This window comes from Nitratireductor soli (genome assembly GCF_001050155.1).
Classification (GTDB): Bacteria; Pseudomonadota; Alphaproteobacteria; order Rhizobiales; family Rhizobiaceae; genus Nitratireductor; species Nitratireductor soli.
The window spans coordinates 25699-43858 of record NZ_LFVY01000027.1; the positions used below are offsets into that span (position 1 = coordinate 25699).

Genomic DNA, 18160 nt, shown 5'->3' on the forward strand with positions numbered 1-18160 from the left:
ACCACAGCATGATACAAAGCTTCGATTTCAGCGCCCTAAGTGATTACAGCGACGTCGTCCGGCACGGCGTCTATATCACCCTGTTGCTTATCACGGTTGGGGCTGCGCTCGGTCTTGCAGTGTCGATTCTGTGTGTGTGGGCGCGGCTCTTCTGTCCTGCCTGGGTGCGGATCGCCGTAACGTCCTATGTCGAGTTTGTTCGCAATACGCCTTTCCTGATCCAGCTCTTCTTCATCTTCTTCGGCCTGCCTCAGCTTGGTGTCAGCATGTCGGAGATGACGGCGGCGATTGTCGCCATGGCCATCAATCTGGGCGCGTATGGTACCGAGATCGTCCGTGCGGGTGTGCAGGCGACAGCCAAGGGCCAATGGGAGGCCGCCACCAGTCTGGGCATGACGCGCAATCAGGCCTTCTGGCGGGTGGTGCTCATGCCAGCGCTGCAAAAGATGTGGCCGACGCTTTCTTCGCAGATCGTCATTGTCATGATGGGTTCTGCGGTCGTTTCGCAGATCGCCGTGCAGGACCTTACCTTTGCGGCCAATTTCATCCAGTCGCGCACGTTCCGCGCGTTTGAAATCTATTTCGTGGTTACCGCGATTTATATCGTTCTTGCCGCGCTCGTGCGTCTGGCGCTGCGCCTTATCGGCCGCTGGGTTCTTGCTACGGGAGAGGTGCCATGACGGATTTCACGCTCCAGCAGATTATCTACGCCCTCGTGCTCGGCGCGCGCTGGACGGTCCTGCTTTCGCTTTCGGCGTTTATCCTAGGTGGTATTCTGGGACTGGTGCTGATGCTTGGTACCATCTCGCAGCGCAAATGGGTGAAATTGCCAGCTCTGGGGTTTATCTGGCTCGTGCAGGCAACACCGTTGCTGATGCAACTGTTTCTGATCTTTTTCGGCCCCGCGCTCTTCGGCAAGGATGTCCCTGCCTGGATGGCGGCCTGCATCGCGCTGACCCTCTGGTCTTCGGCCTATCTGGCGGAAATCTGGCGTGGCAGCGTGCTGGCGGTGCAGAAGGGGCAGACCGAGGCGGCGCTGTCGCTGGCGATGCTGCGAGGTCAGGCGCTGCGCTATGTCGTCTTGCCGCAGGCGGTCCGCATGGCGCTGCCGCCGACGGCAGGCTTCATGGTGCAGATCGTCAAGAGTACGGCGCTGGCGTCCATCGTCGGCTTCACCGAACTTATGAAGACGGGCAACATACTGTCAAACGTCACGCTGGATCCGTTCGTTGTCTACGGGCTGGTCGCGATCGTGTATTTTTGCCTGTGCTATCCGCTATCCCTCGTCAGTCGCAAGATGGAGACGGTTTTCGATGTCACTCGTTAAGATCGAGGGGTTGTGCAAGAGTTTCGGCGGGCTCGAGGTTCTTCGCGACATAAGCCTGGATGTCGAGCGCGGCGAAGTTATCGCACTGATCGGCAAGAGCGGCTCTGGCAAGTCGACTTTTCTGCGCTGCATCAATGGCCTTGAGCAGATGAACTCCGGCACGATCCACGTCGATGCGGAGCCGGTGGAGGCGGATGAGCGGAAATTGCAGAAGCTGCGGCTGAAGGTCGGGATGATCTTCCAGCAGTTCAACCTGTTCCCGCATCTGACAGCGCTCGACAATACCGCGCTTGCGCTCAGGGTCGTCAAGAATATGAGCGCCGCGGAGGCGCGCGCTGTCGGGCTGGCGCGGCTGGAAAAGGTCGGCCTTGGCCATCGCGCCGATTCCCGGCCACATCAGCTTTCGGGCGGTCAGCAGCAGCGCGTCGCGATTGCGCGAGCCCTTGCCATGGACCCCGTCGTGCTGCTTTGCGACGAGGTGACCTCCGCGCTGGATCCCGAACTTGTCGAAGAGGTGCTGCAGGTCATCCGCCGCCTGGCCGAGGAGGGGATGACCGTCATCATGGTTACCCACGAGATGTCGTTTGCGCGCAGCGTGTGTTCACGGGTGGTCTTCATGCATGAGGGCCGGCTCCACGAGATGGGCCACCCCGAAGAAGTCTTCGGCAACCCGAAGACGCCTGAACTACGCCAGTTCCTTGGCCAGACAGCATCGGCAGCTACTGCAGAATGAAGAGGAATAGCCGATGAGTTCACAGAAGACGATGATAGCCGCCGATGTCGATTTCGACCGGAAGGGGCTTCAGTTTGGCAGGTTGCGCCTGCCTCATTCCGTGCACCGTTCGGCCTATGGCCATATTCCGATCCCAATCGCAGTCGCCGCCAACGGCTCTGGCCCGACCGTGCTTCTGACCGGCGGCGTCCATGGCGACGAATATGAGGGACCGATCGCGCTGTCGCGGCTCGCGCGTGAAATCGACATAGACCGCGTTCACGGGCGCATCATCATCGTGCCGATGCTCAACCAGCCGGCTTTCGTGGCCGGAACACGGGTGTCGCCGATCGACGATATCAATCTCAACCGCATCTTTCCCGGCCGCCGCGACGGGACGGCGACGGAAATGATCGCCCACTATGTCACGACTGAACTGCTGCCGCGCGCCGACTGCCTGATCGATTTTCATGCAGGCGGCAGTTCACTGCAGTATCTGCCGGCACTGCTGGCGCCTCGCTGGTCGGACCCGCAGAAGGCGACGCGGCTGGAGGAACTGGTGACCGCGTTCGGCGCCGAAAACGTCATCTATTTCGATTCCGTGCGCGCATTGAGCGGCGAAGACCGGGTGATCGGAAACTATGCCGATCAGAATAATGTCGACTTCCTGACCGGGGAGTTCGGCGGCGGTTCGAGCGTGAATATCGATGGCCTTGCCACCGCCGAAAGAGGTGTGCGTGGTATATTGGCTCATCTGGGAGTGCTGCCCGCCGATGGCACGCACTCACCGCGCAAGGGGACGATACGCCGGCTGGCGATGGACGATTCCGGCCTTTACGCCTTCGCCGACCGGCGCGGGTTCTTCGAGCCGAAATTCGCGCTGGGCGATACCGTGGCGGCAGGCGCGCTCGCGGGGCTGATCCATGACATCGACAACCCGTGGCAGACACCGGTGGAGATATTCTTCCGCACCGGGGGAATTGCGATGTGCGTACGCACCTTTTCGCTCGTCGAGGCGGGTGATTGCCTGGGACATCTGGCCAGCGAAATCTGAGAGCCGACGGGATCGACGCCGTGGGCTCTTCACGAAACGGACGCGCACTTAACGTAAGCGCCCTCGCGTGCATTTCGGGGTGGCCTGTGGCGTGTGTGGCTCTTCCGGCACTGGTTGCGGCGCACTATGGCTGAAATTTCCACTTCGGACTTTTCCGATCCGCCAGCGGCAGGACAATCTTTCAGGAGCAGACTTCAGTGAACACCCACATTGACAAGGCTGACGCTGGCAAGGCGGCGTCGATCGAGATCACCCGTTCCCAGAAATTGGCCCCGCTTCCCCAGCCTCCCTACGGCTTCGGCAATCATTTCAGCGACCATATCGCCACGCTGCGCTACACAGAGGGAACAGGCTGGACGGAACCCCGCATCGTTCCGTTCGGAGAAATCTCGCTGCATCCTTCGGCCGCCGGCTTCCAGTACAGCCAGTCGATCTTCGATGCCTTCAAGGCGCATTTGCAGCCCGATGGCAGCCTGGCCATGTTCCGTCCCGACATGCATGTCGCAAGGCTGAACCGCTCGGCGGAACGCATGTGTATCCCGCCGGTCGACCCGCAGATGCTGATCGCGCTGATGCAGCGCCTGTGCGACATCGACCGCCGGTGGGCTCCGAGCGATTCGGGCAGCGCGCTCTACATCCGGCCGACAATCGTCGCGACTGAAGGCTTCGTCAGCTTGCGTCCGGCCCGGGAATACCTGCTGGTCGTGTTCCTCTCGCCGGTTGGCGACTATTTCGCCCAGGGCAGCGCGCCCGTGCGCATTCTGGCCAGTGACGAATTCGTTCGGGCAGCACGTGGCGGCGTCGGCTCGGCCAAGACGGGCGGCAACTATGCGGCTGCAATGTATGCTACCCGTGCAGCGGCCGAAAAAGGCTACTCACAGATACTATGGCTGGATGGCGTCGAGCGCCGCTATCTTGAGGAAGTCGGCTCGATGAACATCTTCGTCAAGATCGGAGGCAAGGTGAGGACCCCGCCGCTTTCGGATTCCATCCTGGCAGGGGTTACCCGTGACACGATCCTGTCGATCCTGCGCGACAGCGGGGAAGCGGTCAGCGAGGAGCCGATCGCCATCGATGATCTCTTCGAGGCCCAAGCCGCCGGCACTCTTGATGAGGTCTGGGGCACCGGGACGGCCGCTATCGTCTCGCCGGTCGGAGTCATCGGCTATCAGGGCAATGAAATCGTGATACGCAATGGCGAGCGCGGGCCGACCACCGAATGGCTCTACAGGAAGCTCCTGGGGGTCCAGAAGGGCGAGGATAACGATCCGAATGGCTGGCGGGTGAGGGTGCCGAATTTCGATCTCGCCTAGCGAAAGGGCAACGGGTTCACGGCATGAGACAATGCTGAGCCGGTTGCAAAGAAGGCCTCCTTGGCGGAGACAAAGACCTCCTGATGGTCGTCCACAGCAGCGACAGGCAAAGCGTCTTCGTTTTCTTCCAGCAAAGCGATAGCTGCCTGCATCCCGAAGGCGGTGGCAGGGCCTATTCCTCGTCCCGAATAGCCGAAACAGGCATAGGCATCAGGGCCGAAGCGGACGATTTTCGGAATATGGTCATGTGTCATCGCGATGCGGCCGCTCCAGGCGTGTTCGAACGGCAGGTCGCCCAGTTCCGGAAAGGTGCGCCGCAACTTGCGGCGTGCCCAGGCCGCATGGATCGGCTGGGCTTTGCCCTCGAGATCGCCAATGCCGCCGACGATCATGCGGCCAGCGCGATCGAGACGGAAAGACGACATGATCAGTCCCGTATCCCAGCTGTTGATTTGCATTTTAAAGGGTTCTTCCTCACTTTGTGTGGTTAACAGATTGTAGGCATCGCATTTGCTATCTGCGTGGATGCGCACGAAATCGAAATGGTCACCCGGCCCAGGGGTCAATGTTCTGGGCGTCTCACTCCAAAACGACGGCAAATGGGCCGTTTCCGCGGTCGCGAAGCCAGTCGGAACGTGTCCGGATTGCTGTATGCGAAGTCGTCATCGGCACGGTTGGCGCAAGCGCACTCTTCAAGACCTTTCGGTTCAGGGGCAAGTGGTGAACGTTCAGCTCACCTTGAGCCGGTGGCAATGCAGACACCGGGAATGTCAGCGGCGAACCTTCACTGACCGATTGCCTGATATCGCTGCACCCTACACGCGGCGTACCGCTCGGATGGCCGCGATTGTAGACTTGGTGGGTTACAGCATGGGTGGCCGCCCCGCGGAACATCTGATGGGTCGCCTTGGTATGCCTGTCAGCGATGACACGATCCTTCGCCAGATCAAACGAAGAGCTTCGGTCTCAATCCAGGATGCCGTGAAAGTCGTCGGCATCGATGATTGGAGTTGGCGTCGCTCCACACGATACGGCACGATCATGGTCGATCTCGAGCGTCGAGCAGTCGTTGATATTCTGGACGACCGCAGCGTTGCGAGCGCGAAAGCATGGCTGCAAGCACGTCCCTCTATTGAGGTCGTCAGTCGAGATCGTTGCGGTCTCTATGCCCAGGCTTCTCGAGAGGGCGCGCTGCAGGCCCGCCAGGTGGCGGATCGCTTTCATCTGGTTCAGAATCTCAGGGCGGCTATCAAGGAACAGATGAGCCTTTGCGGCCATGCCAACGTCAGACCGATACTGGCGGAAGACGCCATTGCCAGCACCACGGCTCAACACCGCCGTGCGCGCCCTGCCCATCGGCAGTCGCGCCAGGAAATATTCGAGATGCTGCATGCTCTACGCCAGCAGGGTCTCACCTACAGTGAGATTGTTAGACGCACTGGATTTGAGCGTCGGAGCGTCACCAACTGGCTAACGTCAAGCGCACCCAGGGACAGAAATCGAGCGGCATTGAATCCGACATCCCCTTTGTATTTCGAAGCGTTCCTGGCTGAGTCCTGGAAAGATGGAAATCGCCTTGGGCGTCATCTTTTCCATGACCTCAAGAACCGGGGCTATACTGGAAGCCGTTCGAATCTGGAACGACTTTTGCAGGTGTGGCGACAAGCCGAAAACGTCCGCTCCGAGGTGACGCTGCCCGAGGTAAAGGTTTCAGAGCCTGTCCGTGATCCTGACACTGGCCATGTCATCTCTGCCGATGCCGTCGCTGCTTTGTGCATCAAGCCGCGCGGCCTGCTGACAAACCGCCAGGCAAGACGGGTCGATGCATTGAAGCAGGGCTCAGAAGCGTTCCGCGTGATGCGTGGCTTGGCAATGCGCTTTAGTGGAATTCTGCGTAGCAGGAACCCTGATGCGCTGGATAAGTGGATCGACGATGCCATCGAGACCGAACTTACGGCAATCATGCGATTCGCCAGTGTTCTGCGGCGGGATATCGATGCCGTGAAAAACGCAATCGAGCTCCCTTGGAGCAACGGTCAGGCCGAAGGCCAGATCAATCGCCTAAAAACACTGAAGCGAGCCATGTATGGCAGAGCCGGGCCAGAACTGATGAGAGCCCGAATGTTACCGTTGAATCACACAAAGTGAGGAAGAGCCTATTTAAGTGCCAAGTGACAACAGCCATACAGCCTGAGCAATGACCTCGGCGGGAAAGCGATGGCGACGGTAGAGTGGATCACGAGCAACATCAGACATGGCACATCTTCTCAGAACTTCATATGCCGTCGGTTAACTTTACGGTGCCTTGGAGATGCGACCGGAACTCGTTCACGCTCACCCCTCCGATGCGCAGTACATCGACGGTGGATGGGCCACCAAGGTCGATGATCTTCGGCAGGAAGCCGGTGTATATGGCTCTCTGCGCGGCCTTGGCGATCCGCTGGCTCAGTTCCGCGTTCTCGGTGCGTTGCGCGATGAGCCATAGTGTGCGCGTCATCGGTGATCTGCCAAGCGGGTAGATGCGAAGGTCGGTATCGGAGCGGACACTTTTTAGGATAACGAGCGGTGTTGCAATGGTCCATCCAATTCCAGCGCCCACCATACCGAGAACCGCATCCGAGGTGTCGAGTTCGTAGCGGTGCTGGGGGCTGAGCGCGTGCTCACGCAGATAGTCGTCCACCTGCCTGCCAAAAAAGGAGGAGCGTGAGTAGCGGATGAGGGGCATTTCCTCGCATAGCTGTTCCGCTGTCTTCGGTTCCATCTCGTCGGAAGGGGGCGCCACGATAAAAAAAGGCTCCTCGAAAATCGGTAAAACCGCCAGATCGAACAGGTTGTGCGAGTTGTCGGAGGTGATCACGAAGTCCACCCGCCGTTCCAGAAGGGCACGAACGCTGGTTTCGTTGATGCCAGACAGAACCGACCATTGCGCGGCGATCGTGTCGAGCGCCTTAACCAGATGCGGGCCGACCGTCGCAGCAAAGGAATCCACCATGCCGATCCGCAGAAGCGGGAGCAGCTTGTTCATGTCGAGATCGACACTTTGCTCGAGGATTCTGGCGCGGCCTAGAAGCTCCAGGGCACCCTTGTAGAAGGTGGTGCCGAGCAATGTCAGGCGCGCCGGCCGCACCGTGCGGTCTATCAGCTGGGCGCCGATTGATTTCTCCAGATTGGCGATTGCCTGCGAGACAGCGGACTGCGTCAGCCCAAGGCGCTCCGCGGCTCGGGACATGTTGTCCTCTTCGACCGAGGTAACGAAAATCTCCAGCGACCTCAGATTCATCCAGCTTTTCATGCGCGCTCTTGGCTCCCGGAATCTTCCCGGTTGACTATATCGAATATAATCCTTATATTAAATATAAGTAAAGATAATAGTAGGCGAATGAACGCCTGCGAGCAGAGGGTAACAAGGAGAACTGCATGGCACATATTTCTCTCAGAAAGCTGATATTCGCTGGAGCCGCGCTGTTGGCCGCCAGCGCTGTGGCCGGCGCGGAAACCGTGACGTTGCGCCTCGGCAACATCACCGATCCGCAACACTCCGAAACGAAGGCTCAGGAGTATTTCTCCAAACTTGTCGAGGAGAAGACGAATGGCGAGGTCAAGATCCGCATCTTCTCCGGCGGGCAGTTGGGGGATGCTCCCAGCCAGTTGGAGGCAATCCGTCTGGGGGCGCAGGACATGTATGCCGGCGGGACCGGCAATTTCGGCAAGTATGTCGACGATTGGAACATCACCACGGTGGGCTTCGTGTTCCGGAACACAGATCACTTCATGAAGGTGCTGGACAGCGAACCTTACAAGAAGATGGAGCAGGATCTGCTCGACAAGGCGGGCTTCAGGATGGTGTTGCGCAATGGCGCCCGCCCTGGCAAGCCCGTCATTTCTACCAAGCCGATCATGAGCCCCGACGACTTCACCGGTCTCAAGGTGCGCGTTCCGCCATGGGAGGGCTTTGTGAAGACCTTTGAGGCGATGGGCGCGAAGACCGTTAGCCTGCCCTGGGGCGAGACCTATCTTGCGCTCAAGCAGGGCGTGGCCGAAGTGGCCTGTGCGACCGTTTCAGGTTTCTACGGTCAATCGCTTCAGGAAGTGGCGCCTTATCTGACGATGGTCGATTTCTTCAGTGACAGCTTCACCATCGTGATTGGCGACAAGAAGTTCCAGGAACTGTCTCCGGAGCATCAGCAGGCGCTGCTCGATGCAGGCACTGAGGCTGGCGAATATTACACGAGACTCGCCGTCGAGGATCAGAAGGAAATCATTGAAAAGATGATCGACGATGGTGCCGTGGTCATTCGCGTGAACCCCAAGCCATTTATCGAAAAGATGGGGCCTGTGGTTGCCGATATGGAGACCAAGGTTTGGTCGACTGCTGGCCTGTTCGACGCGATCCAGGCGATCGAGTGATCCTGCGCGGCGCCGGGAGGTCCATGGTTCCGGCGCCGCATTCCACATCCATTAAAAACTGAGCGCCGTCCTCGATCTGCGAGATCGAGCCGCTCGGTCATGTCGTCCAGGGAAAACCCGCATGCTTAAAACCACCATTCCCCCGATCACGAAAGTTCTTTCCGAGTTCGTCGCTTCTCAGTCCTGGGAAACCCTGCCGGAGGATGCGCGCGAATGTTCCAAGCAGGCGATCGCCGATTGCATCGGCGGGGCCATAGCGGGGGCCACGGAGCCGCCCAGCAAGATTGTCATGGAACTTGCGCGCTCGGAGCCGGGCAATGTGGCCATTTGGGGCAGTGACGTTGCCACAACCGAACGCATGGCGGCGCTGGCCAACGGAACTCTGGCGCATGCACACGACATCGACGATACGAATGAATCCATGCGAGGGCATCCATCCGCCCCCGTGGTTCCGGCAATCTTTTCCATGGTTCCGGCGACCAAGGCCGACGGCAAGGCGTTGATTGCCGCCTATGCGGTCGGCGTCGAGATCGAGGCAAAGCTCGGCCGAGCAATGAACATGGAACATTATGAACGCGGCTGGCACACTACTTCCACGCTTGGCACGCTGGGGGCGGCGGCGGCGGCGGCGAACCTCCTGCGCCTGGACAGCGAGGCCTGCGCGCGCACGCTTGCGATCGCGGGCACGATGGCCTGCGGGGTTCGCGCCAATTTCGGCACCATGACGAAGCCGCTGCATTCGGGGCTCGCTTCCGAGCATGGTGTCATGGCGGCGCGGCTTGCGGCGGCCGGGCTGAGCGCCAATCCCAAAGCGCTCGAGGCGAAAGAAGGGTTCATCGACCTGTTCTGCGGCTTCGACCACGTGGCCGCCAGCTTGGCCGTATCGGACCTCGGCGCGCCTTTCGACGTGGTGAAGCCGGGCATTCTCTTCAAGATCTACCCGACATGCTCCCTGACACATCACGTGTTGGATGTATTATTCGAGGGGCTTGCAAGCGGGTCTATTCGGCCCGACCAAATCAAGCAGCTGAATTGCGGTATCGGATATCGCTGCGAGAACACGCTTCCCTACCATCGCCCGACGACGGGGCTGGAAGGCAAGTTCAGCATGGAATATTGCGTTGCCGCCGCGCTGCATTACGGGAAGGTGACCTTCGCCGAATTCTCGGACGAAGCCGTGAACGATCCGGCCATTCAGGCCCTGTATCCCAAGTTGAACGTCTATATTCATCCCGAGCTTCGCGAACGGGATTCGGTCTTCAACGACTTTGCCGATATCGAGGTCATCCATGAGGATGGCGCGATATATCGCAAGCGGCTCTACAAGCCGAAGGGGCACCCGACCAATCCTCTTTCCTGGGAGGAATTGGCGGCGAAATTCGTCGATTGCGCGGAGCCGGTCGTCGGGGCGATAAAAACGAAGCAGGCCTGGGATGGTCTGCGTCATCTGGAAACGCTGACGGGTTCCGAAATCGTTTCCTTGTTATGATTTTCGGAAATGGAGAGTTCCGAAAATGAGCCTTATCGACAAATGGCTGAAACATCTGGAAGAGGGTGTGGCGACAGCTCTGATCGCGCTCCTGACCTTGACCATCGCCGCACAGATATTCTTTCGCTATTTCCTGAACTCACCCCTGAGTTGGAGTGAGGAACTCTCGCAATTCCTGCTGATCTGCCTCTGTTTCGTTGCGGCAACGGCCGTTCTCAAACGTGGCGAGCACTACTCCATCGACACGTTCATCGGCATGCTGCCGGTGGAGACCCGTCGTTTCGCCGAAGCCGCAGCGCTGCTGGTTGAACTGCTGTTGCTGGTGGCGCTCGCCTACTATTCGTTCCGCATCGGGACACTTTATGTCGGCACATATTCGTTGATCCTGAAGATACCCGAAGAAGTGAAAGCCTATCTGATGAGCTACTGCTTCCTCTCCATGGCCCTCCATGTGGTGGTCCGGATATCCCGAACTCTCAAGCCGGAGGCATAAGCCATGGAAGGCATAGTCTTCGGTGTCATTCTGATCGTACTTTTCGCGGCGAATGTGCCAGTCGCCTTGACGCTTCTTGCCGCAACGGTGGGGTTCATTCTGACGGGCAGCGACTTTCCACTCGAGATCGTGACACAGCGCATGTGGGGCGGAGTGCAGTCCGTGGTTCTGTCGGCCATTCCCATGTACATCCTCGCTGCGATCCTGATGAACAATATGGGTGTGACGGAACGCATATTCCGTTTCGCTTGCGCGTTGGTGGGGCACCTGCGGGGAGGGCTCTATTACGTCAATATTCTGGCGAGCGTTATATTCTCGGGCATGTCCGGATCCAACACTGCGGACGTCGCCGGCCTCGGCCGTATCGAGATTCGCGCAATGATCGATGCCGGTTACGATCGCGCATACAGCGCGGCTATAACGGCTGCATCTTCCATAATCGGGCCCATCATTCCGCCGAGCATCATTCTGGTGGTCTATGCCCAGCTTGCGAATGTCTCTACCGGGAAACTTTTTCTTGCCGGCGTCCTGCCCGGCTGTCTGATGGCGTTCTGTCTGTCGCTGATCGTTTTCACGGCGGTGCGCGCAAAGCCTGTGCTGGCGGGCGATCCTCTGCCGCGCGCAACCTTGAAGGAGTTCCTCACAAGTGCGCGTGATGGTTTCTTTGCATTGCTTTCTCCCGCCATCATCGTCGGCGGCATGACGCTTGGCATCGTCACTCCCTCCGAGGCGGGCGTGCTTGCGGTTTTCTACTCGATGCTGCTTGGCCTGATCTACGGAAGCTTATCCGTTGAAGTGATCATCCGCTCGCTGCGCGAGGCAGCGTTCTTCACGGGCGCCATCATGTTCATCATAGCGGCGTCCGGTGCGTTCGGCTGGGCTGTCAACATCATGGAAGTTCCCGAGACGATCGGCACAGCAATCCAGGCTGTGACCGCAAGCAAGTGGATTGCCTTGATCCTCATTAACATCGGTCTGCTTCTGTTAGGCGCGTTGGAAGCCGGATCCGCCGCACTAATCATCGTTGCGCCGGTGTTGATCTATCTCGGGCGGCTTTACGGAATAGATCCCGTACAACTCGGCATTATCGCGGCTGTCAATCTGACAATGGGTTCGATGACGCCTCCGGTTGCGCTTTCCTTGTTCATTTCTGCTCAGATCGCCGAGGTTCCCATGAAGCGCGCGGTGCTTGCGGCGATCCCCTTCTTTCTGGCGCTGATCGCCTCGCTGCTGATCATAACCTACGTGCCGGAGTTTTCTCTCCTGCTGCCGAACCTGTTGATGGGAGCGTAAGATGCTGCAACTGGAAAAGCACGGCAAAGTTCTCGTACTGCGTCTCAACAATCCGGCCAAGCTTAACGCCTGGAGCGGCGCCGTACGGGAGGACCTCCGCAAGGCCCTCGCATCTGCGGACAAGGACCCGCAGGTTGCCGCGGCCGTCATCACTGGAACCGGAGGACGCTCATTCTGCGCTGGCGCGGACCTTTCCGATGTGAGTATGAGCATACCGTCCGCCGCCGCGGAGCGGATGGCGGCATTCAAGGATTTCTATCTCGGCATACAGTCTTTCAGGAAGCCGCTGGTCGCGGCATTGAACGGCTTTGCGCTGGGGTCGGCGTTTCAGGCGGTATTGCTGATGGATTACCGTGTCGGCCATGCCGGCGTTCGCTTCGGGTTGCCCGAAATCAATTCCGGCATGCCCTGCATAACTGGTTCGGCAATCCTTTCCTGGTCTGTCGGCCCGGCGCTTGCCCGCTCGATTGCTGTGAGTGGGCGGTTCATGGAGGCGCAGGAAGCTTCGAATTTGGGGATGCTGGAAGAAATCGTTCCCGCAGAAGCAGTAGAGGAGCGATCCTTGCAGGTTGCCGACGAACTGGCGGCGAAGTCCCCCGAAGCCTTCGCTGAAACGAAGCTGTGGCTTCGCGATCTCACACTGCCCGAGCTTGACGCCGCCTTTGTCCGCGCCGCGGAAGTGAGAGCGAAGGAAGAAATAACCCGTTCGGTAAAGTCCGGCATTTCGGGCTTTTTCGCCGGACACAAGGCCAGGAATGCGTAGAGCATTCTCCGCTTCTGCGAAAACGTGACGTGATCTGGCCTTCCAAGCAAGTTTCTGGAGAATGACGATGAGCGGCAAGAACGCAGCCGACTTTAACATGCGCGCGCATTGGCCCGTGCCGGGAGAAGGCACCTTCCGGGCCATCCTCGAACGGCGGGCGAACACCGACCCCGATCACCCGTTCTGCGTCTGGGAAGGAGGGCAGTTGACGGTGCGGGAGCTTCACGAGCGCTCGACGAAACTGGCGAATGCCCTGCTCGACCTGGGCATCGGCAAGGGGGACGTCGTCGCCCTCATGCTCGATCAGCACGCCGAGCATATCATTGCGCTTTATGCTTGCGCCCAGATCGGCGTTGCGCGGACCTCCGTCAATGTGAACGCCAAGGGCGATTATCTTTCGCTTCTGCTGGCCGATGCCAGGCCCACCGTGCTAATTGCGGAGGTCGCCTACCGGCCCTTGCTGGAACAGGCTCTCGACACGACTGAAGTTCCGCATGTGGTCTGGAATGACCAGGGCGGAGCAGGCGAACTCGACATACTCATCGAAGCTGGTGCCGCCACGCCTCCTGCACTGTCGGCCGATCCGGACGATCCGCTGGTCATAAATTACACGTCGGGAACGACGGGAGCGCCGAAGAAGTTTTCGCGTTCGGACCGCGTCGTTCAAATCGGTTCGGTCGGTTGTCTTCTGATCGGGGAGATGGTGCCGGGCGACGTCCTGTTGTTCTGGGAACCATTGTATCATGGAGCAGGGCATCAGACCGTCTTTGCCGCAATCATGGAGAAGCTAACGCTGGCATTGGTTCCCCGCTTCAGCGCGTCTCGGTTCTGGGACCAGGCGCGCAGTTTCAACGCCACCAAGATTCATTACATCGGGGGCATCTTGCCAATTCTCCTGAAGCAACCGGCCCGTGACAATGAACGCGATCACTCTGTGAAGATTGCCTGGGGCGCAGGATGTCCGGAGGACATCGGAGAAGAGTTCGAACGGCGCTTCGGAGTGGTCGTCAACGAAGGCTATGGCCTGAGTGAAGTGGCGAACTACGTCTCGATCAACGTCGAGGGTCCACGGGGTGCCATCGGGAAGCCCCTTCCGTGGTTCTCGGTCAGGATCGTCGACGAGGAGGAGAAGGATGTCCCTCAGGGAGAAACGGGGGAGATCGTCGTGAAGGGCAAGAGTGAGGATTATACTTCTGTTTCGCTCAACAAGGTTCAAACCAGAACACAGACGGGTTGGATCAAGACGGGTGACCTCGGCCGTTTCGACGTGAACGGGTATCTGTTTTTCACCGGCCGCAAGAGCGATAGTCTTAGGCGCCGTGGAGAGAACGTTTCGGCCTGGGAGGTCGAGCGGATCGTGGCGCGCCATCCGTCAGTGGAGGAATGCGCGCTGATTGGTGTCGACAGTGGACTAGGGGCCGGAGATGACGACCTGAAGCTTTTCGTAAAGCTAAAGCCGCAGGAAACCCTCGAACCGTTGGAGCTCATCCGATGGTGCGAGGACAAGATGCCCTATTTTCAAATTCCCCGCTATATCGCCTTTGCACCGGAATTCCCGAAGACTCCGAGCCAGCGCATACGCAAAGCGGAGCTTTCGAAATCCACGAACGATTGCTGGGATCTTCAAGATTGCAGGTATGTTTTAAAGCGATAATGCCGTGCTTGTTACTGTTTCTTGATTTCTTGCGCCAGAGTTCGCGTTGGCCACGACGATCGAATGGCGATCAAGTCGTTTCGCGCGTAACGATTTCGAAACCCAAATCCCGATGCCTCGGCTTAATCGTGTGGCCGACGAGCCTTTGGAACACGACTTCGGCGGCCGCCTGACCGATCTCGTAGCGAGGGATACGAACCGTCATCAATCTCGGCGTGATCTGGTTGGCGATGTCGTTGTCGTCGAAACCGGCGATGGCAATCTTCTGCGGAATATTCCAGTTCCGGCGGTTGCATTCCAGAATAGCGCCAACCGCCTGCGCCTGAGCGGCGAACATGACCGCATCAAATTCTGGGTTGCGTGCGACGAGTTCCACGAGCGCCTGGCCGGCGCCCTGTATGCGATATGCAGCATGCGCTCGTTGACCGCTTCAATTCCGAGACTGGCCAAGCCCGCGATGTAGCCCTTGCGGCGGTACATTGCCCGCACGTTGATATCCGCGGCGTTGCCGACGAATCCGATATGGCGGTATCCGCTTTCGGCCAGATTCAGGATCATCGCCTTCGAGGCTTCGAAGTTGGAAAAGCTCACCACGACGTCCGCGGGCTTGCGTGCCAAATCTCCCGTTTCGATGACGGGCAGGTCGGTCGTCTTCAGCAGCGTGGAAGGCAAGGATCAGCGGCGACGAACCGCGCGACTATCTCAGCGTTCTGCTCGACGATCCAAGTTTCCCGGAACCAATCCGGGCGGCGTTGTTCGAGGAGGACGGCGCGGCATTCCTGGTGTGGAATAGAAGGGAGGGGTAAGAGCTGGCTGCTAGGCGAACCTTGATTGTAACAAACCGGCGGAAGTTGCGAGTAACTTCCGCCGGTTTGTGCTTCTCGCGGAACTCTGAACCAGTTCTGCGCCGTCCGAAGGGCGATAGGAGAAGACCGCCAAGCGCACTCTAATCGGGAACGGTGGGCTTGCCGCGGGGAAATGCCAACCCCAGACTTCTGCAAAATACCCTAATATTAGATCGACACGAAAACCTAATAATGGTACGCCCGGATAACCTAAGAGTCGTCCGGCACTAAAACCTACGAGCCGTGCGACACGATAACCGAACGGCGGCACGGGTCTGATGGCGACTCCCTCCGAGAAACTGGCTGAATCGCTGGAAGCGCTCAAAGCGCTGCAGGATGTCGGCGCGGTTGCGATCCGCTCTGACAGCCTGACACGCACGCACCGCGAGCGGCTACTCAAAAACGGATTCCTGCAGGAGGTGATGAAGGGCTGGTACATCCCGTCAAGCCCCAACGACCGGGACGGCGATACGACGCCCTGGTATGCGTCCTTCTGGGACTTCTGCGCCACGTATCTGAGGGAGCGTTTCGGTACGACTTGGTGCATCGCCCCGGAACAATCCCTCAAGCTGCATGCCGGCAACCGCACCGTACCCGCGCAGCTTTTGGTGCGTGCCGAAAAAGGCGGAAACAAGCCGACCAGGCTGTTGCACGGCACCTCGATTTTCGATGTCCGGGCAGCGCTTCCGCCGGCAAAGGATATCGTCGAGGAAAACAGCCTGCGCCTTTACAAGCCCGCTGCCGCGCTCGTGGAAGCCTCGGCCGGTTTCTTCGCACAAAAACCGACCGACGCCCGCACGGCGCTCGCGCTTTTTACCGACGCATCAGAGATCCTTACCCACTTGCTCGAAGGCGGGCACAGCGTCGTCGCCGGACGTTTGGCAGGAGCGTTTCGCAATATCGGCCGCGAACGCATCGCTGATGACATCATCAAGAACATGGAGGCCGCGGGCTACGCCGTCCGCGAAACCGATCCGTTCGAAGGTCGGCTGCAATTCGACCTGCCCGCCCGCGAGCGCTCCGCTTATGCCGGACGCATCCGTCTGATGTGGCAGGCGATGCGCGCAGATATCGCGGATAACTTCCCGCCCGCGCCCGGCCGTCCCAACGATATCGAAGCCTATCTGAAACACGTCGAAGACATCTACGTGACGGATGCTTATCACTCGCTCTCGATCGAGGGCTACCGCGTCAGCCCGGCACTGATTGAGCGCGTGCGTTCCGGCAATTGGAATCCGGACCAGGACGAGCAGGACCGCGAGCATCGAGACGCGCTGGCCGCGCGCGGCTACCATCTTGCTTTTCAGGCAGTGAAGACAAGTGTTCGCGCCGTCCTCGGTAACGAAAACCCGGGCCCAGTCGCCGATCGCAATCACGGTGATTGGTATCGTGAGCTGTTCGCCCCGAGCGTGACCGCGGGCCTTGCCAGACCGGCTGACCTTGCCGGTTATCGCAGCGACCGCGTGTTCATCCGCAATTCAATGCATGTACCGCTGCCCCCTCACGCGGTGCGGGATGCGATGCCGGTATTCTTTGAGCTGCTTGCTGCCGAAGAGAATCCGGCCGTGCGGATCGTGCTCGGGCATTTCATCTTCGTCTACATCCACCCTTACATGGACGGCAACGGCCGCATGGGCCGCTTCCTGATGAATGTGATGTTGGCAGCTGGCGGCTATCCCTGGACCGTGATCCCCGTCGAGCGCCGCAACGACTATATGGCTGCCCTCGAGCAGGCGAGCGTCCACCAGAACATCTCCCCGTTCGCGAGCTTTGTGGGAGGTCTTGTTAATGACGGGCTCCGGGGCAGACCGGTGGCGAAGGTGCCGGATGAGGCTCAGGCAAGGCAGCAACGCGAGGCCGGACCGGAGTGGGAGGGGACGGGTCAATGAGCGCGCATGCCGATCATCTCGCATCCCAATTGACCTGAGCCCCTACTTCCCTCCAGCTATTAGGAGAGTCCTGGGTTTCATTTCTGGCCTTATGCGGCCTGCATTTCCAGCCTGATTTTCGCGGCGAACTCGGCTGGCGGGCTATTGCCGAGGGCTGAGTGAGGTCTGTGGTTGTTGTAATCCTCCTTCCAGTTGGCGATGGCGGTCCGGACTTCGGCAAGCGACGAGAACAGCGTCTCGTTCAGCAGTTCATCGCGAAAGCGACCATTGAAGCTCTCGACAAAGGCACTTTGCGTGGGCTTGCCCGGGGGCAATGTAGTGCCATTCGACGCCGGTTTCCTGGCACCATTTGAGCACAGCCATGCTGCTCAGCTCGGTGCCGTTGTCGCTGACGATCGTGTTCGGCCGGCCGCGACGGGCGATGATCGCATCGAGTTCGCGAACCAAGCGCCGGCCGGAAAGCGAGGTGTCGGCAACCAGCGTCAGGCATTCGCGTATGTGGTCGTCGACAACGGCCAGGATTCTGAACCGGCGGCCATCGGTGAAGGCGTCGCTGAGAAAGTCCAGGCTCCAGCGCTCGTTCGCCCGTTCCGGCACAAGCATGGATCGGCGCGTTCCCAGCGCCCGTTTGCGGCCGCCACGTTTGCGAACCTGCAGCTTCTCTTCCTGGTAAAGGCGTCTGAGCTTCTTTAGGTTCATCGCGATCCCCTGTCGTTGCAGCATCACGTGAATGCGCCGATAGCCGAAGCGCCGGCGCTCCGCAGCGATCCTACGCATGGCTTCACGCAAATGGGCATCATCAGGCCGGACGCTGCGATAGCTCGCACTCGACCGGCCGACCCCAAGCATATCGCACGCCCGACGCTGGCTCACACCGTAAACTTCGCACAGGTTGGCCTGCCCCCTGAAAAGTGGTCCTCG

General features: G+C 59.4%; 16 protein-coding genes and 3 pseudogenes. 14 read left to right on the forward strand and 5 right to left on the reverse strand.

Annotated elements, in window-relative coordinates:
* Positions 1-8: 8 nt before the first annotated feature.
* From AB843_RS23985 to AB843_RS24005, 5 genes are all read left to right on the forward strand, one after another.
* Positions 9-680 carry an amino acid ABC transporter permease gene (locus AB843_RS23985; protein WP_048649450.1) on the forward strand — a complete coding sequence of 224 codons (672 nt, stop codon included), beginning with the start codon at positions 9-11 and terminating at the stop codon, positions 678-680.
* Complete coding sequence (locus tag AB843_RS23990) at positions 677-1327, forward strand: amino acid ABC transporter permease (protein WP_048649451.1); 651 nt, start codon at positions 677-679, stop codon at positions 1325-1327. The genes AB843_RS23985 and AB843_RS23990 overlap by 4 nt, the downstream gene beginning before the upstream one ends.
* Positions 1314-2060: an amino acid ABC transporter ATP-binding protein gene (locus AB843_RS23995; protein ID WP_048649452.1), complete on the forward strand. Its 747-nt coding sequence runs from the start codon at positions 1314-1316 to the stop codon at positions 2058-2060. The genes AB843_RS23990 and AB843_RS23995 overlap by 14 nt, the downstream gene beginning before the upstream one ends.
* Positions 2061-2073: 13 nt before the next feature.
* Positions 2074-3093 carry a succinylglutamate desuccinylase/aspartoacylase family protein gene (locus AB843_RS24000; protein WP_048649453.1) on the forward strand — a complete coding sequence of 340 codons (1020 nt, stop codon included), beginning with the start codon at positions 2074-2076 and terminating at the stop codon, positions 3091-3093.
* A 197-nt stretch (positions 3094-3290) separates the two neighbouring features.
* Positions 3291-4406, forward strand: coding sequence for a branched-chain amino acid aminotransferase (locus AB843_RS24005; protein ID WP_053086185.1), 1116 nt, complete (start codon positions 3291-3293; stop codon positions 4404-4406).
* Here AB843_RS24005 and AB843_RS24010 read toward each other — a convergent pair.
* Positions 4403-4972, reverse strand: coding sequence for an NAD(P)/FAD-dependent oxidoreductase (locus tag AB843_RS24010; protein WP_244468076.1), 570 nt, complete (start codon positions 4970-4972; stop codon positions 4403-4405). The genes AB843_RS24005 and AB843_RS24010 overlap by 4 nt on opposite strands.
* On the opposite strand from AB843_RS24010, the gene AB843_RS24015 reads away from it, so the two are divergent.
* Positions 4932-6554 carry an ISL3 family transposase gene (locus AB843_RS24015; RefSeq protein WP_087587179.1) on the forward strand — a complete coding sequence of 541 codons (1623 nt, stop codon included), beginning with the start codon at positions 4932-4934 and terminating at the stop codon, positions 6552-6554. The genes AB843_RS24010 and AB843_RS24015 overlap by 41 nt on opposite strands.
* 30 nt (positions 6555-6584) lie before the next feature.
* Here the strand turns inward: AB843_RS24015 and AB843_RS26245 are convergent.
* Together AB843_RS26245 and AB843_RS24020 are read right to left on the reverse strand one after the other, a co-directional pair.
* Positions 6585-6662, reverse strand: a pseudogene (locus AB843_RS26245) (IS6 family transposase); the annotation flags it as partial.
* A 19-nt stretch (positions 6663-6681) separates the two neighbouring features.
* Positions 6682-7698 carry a LysR family transcriptional regulator gene (locus tag AB843_RS24020; RefSeq protein ID WP_048649454.1) on the reverse strand — a complete coding sequence of 339 codons (1017 nt, stop codon included), beginning with the start codon at positions 7696-7698 and terminating at the stop codon, positions 6682-6684.
* Between the two features lie 125 nt (positions 7699-7823).
* Here AB843_RS24020 and AB843_RS24025 point away from each other — a divergent pair, with 125 nt between their 5' ends.
* From AB843_RS24025 to AB843_RS24050, 6 genes are all read left to right on the forward strand, one after another.
* Positions 7824-8813, forward strand: coding sequence for a TRAP transporter substrate-binding protein (locus AB843_RS24025; RefSeq protein WP_082143994.1), 990 nt, complete (start codon positions 7824-7826; stop codon positions 8811-8813).
* A 121-nt stretch (positions 8814-8934) separates the two neighbouring features.
* Positions 8935-10302, forward strand: coding sequence for an MmgE/PrpD family protein (locus AB843_RS24030; RefSeq protein WP_048649456.1), 1368 nt, complete (start codon positions 8935-8937; stop codon positions 10300-10302).
* Positions 10303-10327: 25 nt separating this feature from the next.
* Positions 10328-10795: a TRAP transporter small permease gene (locus AB843_RS24035; protein ID WP_048649457.1), complete on the forward strand. Its 468-nt coding sequence runs from the start codon at positions 10328-10330 to the stop codon at positions 10793-10795.
* Between the two features lie 3 nt (positions 10796-10798).
* The gene (locus tag AB843_RS24040) at positions 10799-12088 is read left to right on the forward strand and encodes a TRAP transporter large permease (protein WP_048649458.1); all 1290 of its coding nucleotides are present in this window, start codon (positions 10799-10801) and stop codon (positions 12086-12088) included.
* 1 nt (position 12089) lies between these two features.
* Positions 12090-12851: an enoyl-CoA hydratase/isomerase family protein gene (locus AB843_RS24045; RefSeq protein WP_048649459.1), complete on the forward strand. Its 762-nt coding sequence runs from the start codon at positions 12090-12092 to the stop codon at positions 12849-12851.
* Positions 12852-12918: 67 nt separating this feature from the next.
* The gene (locus tag AB843_RS24050; protein WP_162230656.1) at positions 12919-14505 is read left to right on the forward strand and encodes an AMP-binding protein; all 1587 of its coding nucleotides are present in this window, start codon (positions 12919-12921) and stop codon (positions 14503-14505) included.
* A 70-nt stretch (positions 14506-14575) separates the two neighbouring features.
* Here the strand turns inward: AB843_RS24050 and AB843_RS24055 are convergent, their stop codons facing one another.
* Positions 14576-14905, reverse strand: a complete 330-nt coding sequence (locus tag AB843_RS24055; RefSeq protein ID WP_082143995.1) for a substrate-binding domain-containing protein — start codon at positions 14903-14905, stop codon at positions 14576-14578.
* A 268-nt stretch (positions 14906-15173) separates the two neighbouring features.
* On the opposite strand from AB843_RS24055, the pseudogene AB843_RS25220 reads away from it, so the two are divergent.
* Together AB843_RS25220 and AB843_RS24060 are read left to right on the forward strand one after the other, a co-directional pair.
* Positions 15174-15311, forward strand: a pseudogene (locus tag AB843_RS25220) (DUF736 family protein); the annotation flags it as partial.
* A gap of 317 nt (positions 15312-15628) precedes the next feature.
* Entirely contained in the window at positions 15629-17239 is a 1611-nt protein-coding gene (locus AB843_RS24060) for a Fic family protein (protein ID WP_082143996.1), read from the forward strand.
* Positions 17240-17328: 89 nt separating this feature from the next.
* Here AB843_RS24060 and AB843_RS24065 read toward each other — a convergent pair.
* Positions 17329-18160, reverse strand: a pseudogene (locus AB843_RS24065) (IS3 family transposase); the annotation flags it as partial.

Bases quoted from the DNA above. Each gene is read 5' to 3' on its own strand.
- AB843_RS24045 (WP_048649459.1), top strand. From the start codon at position 12,090: ATGCTGCAACTGGAAAAGCACGGCAAAGTTCTCGTACTGCGTCTCAAC.
- AB843_RS24000 (WP_048649453.1), top strand. From the start codon at position 2,074: ATGAGTTCACAGAAGACGATGATAGCCGCCGATGTCGATTTCGACCGG.
- AB843_RS24030 (WP_048649456.1), top strand. From the start codon at position 8,935: ATGCTTAAAACCACCATTCCCCCGATCACGAAAGTTCTTTCCGAGTTC.
- AB843_RS23995 (WP_048649452.1), top strand. From the start codon at position 1,314: ATGTCACTCGTTAAGATCGAGGGGTTGTGCAAGAGTTTCGGCGGGCTC.
- AB843_RS24035 (WP_048649457.1), top strand. From the start codon at position 10,328: ATGAGCCTTATCGACAAATGGCTGAAACATCTGGAAGAGGGTGTGGCG.
- AB843_RS24015 (WP_087587179.1), top strand. From the start codon at position 4,932: ATGCGCACGAAATCGAAATGGTCACCCGGCCCAGGGGTCAATGTTCTG.
- AB843_RS24060 (WP_082143996.1), top strand. From the start codon at position 15,629: ATGGCGACTCCCTCCGAGAAACTGGCTGAATCGCTGGAAGCGCTCAAA.
- AB843_RS24040 (WP_048649458.1), top strand. From the start codon at position 10,799: ATGGAAGGCATAGTCTTCGGTGTCATTCTGATCGTACTTTTCGCGGCG.
- AB843_RS23985 (WP_048649450.1), top strand. From the start codon at position 9: ATGATACAAAGCTTCGATTTCAGCGCCCTAAGTGATTACAGCGACGTC.
- AB843_RS24025 (WP_082143994.1), top strand. From the start codon at position 7,824: ATGGCACATATTTCTCTCAGAAAGCTGATATTCGCTGGAGCCGCGCTG.
- AB843_RS24050 (WP_162230656.1), top strand. From the start codon at position 12,919: ATGAGCGGCAAGAACGCAGCCGACTTTAACATGCGCGCGCATTGGCCC.
- AB843_RS24020 (WP_048649454.1), bottom strand. From the start codon at position 7,698: ATGAAAAGCTGGATGAATCTGAGGTCGCTGGAGATTTTCGTTACCTCG.
- AB843_RS23990 (WP_048649451.1), top strand. From the start codon at position 677: ATGACGGATTTCACGCTCCAGCAGATTATCTACGCCCTCGTGCTCGGC.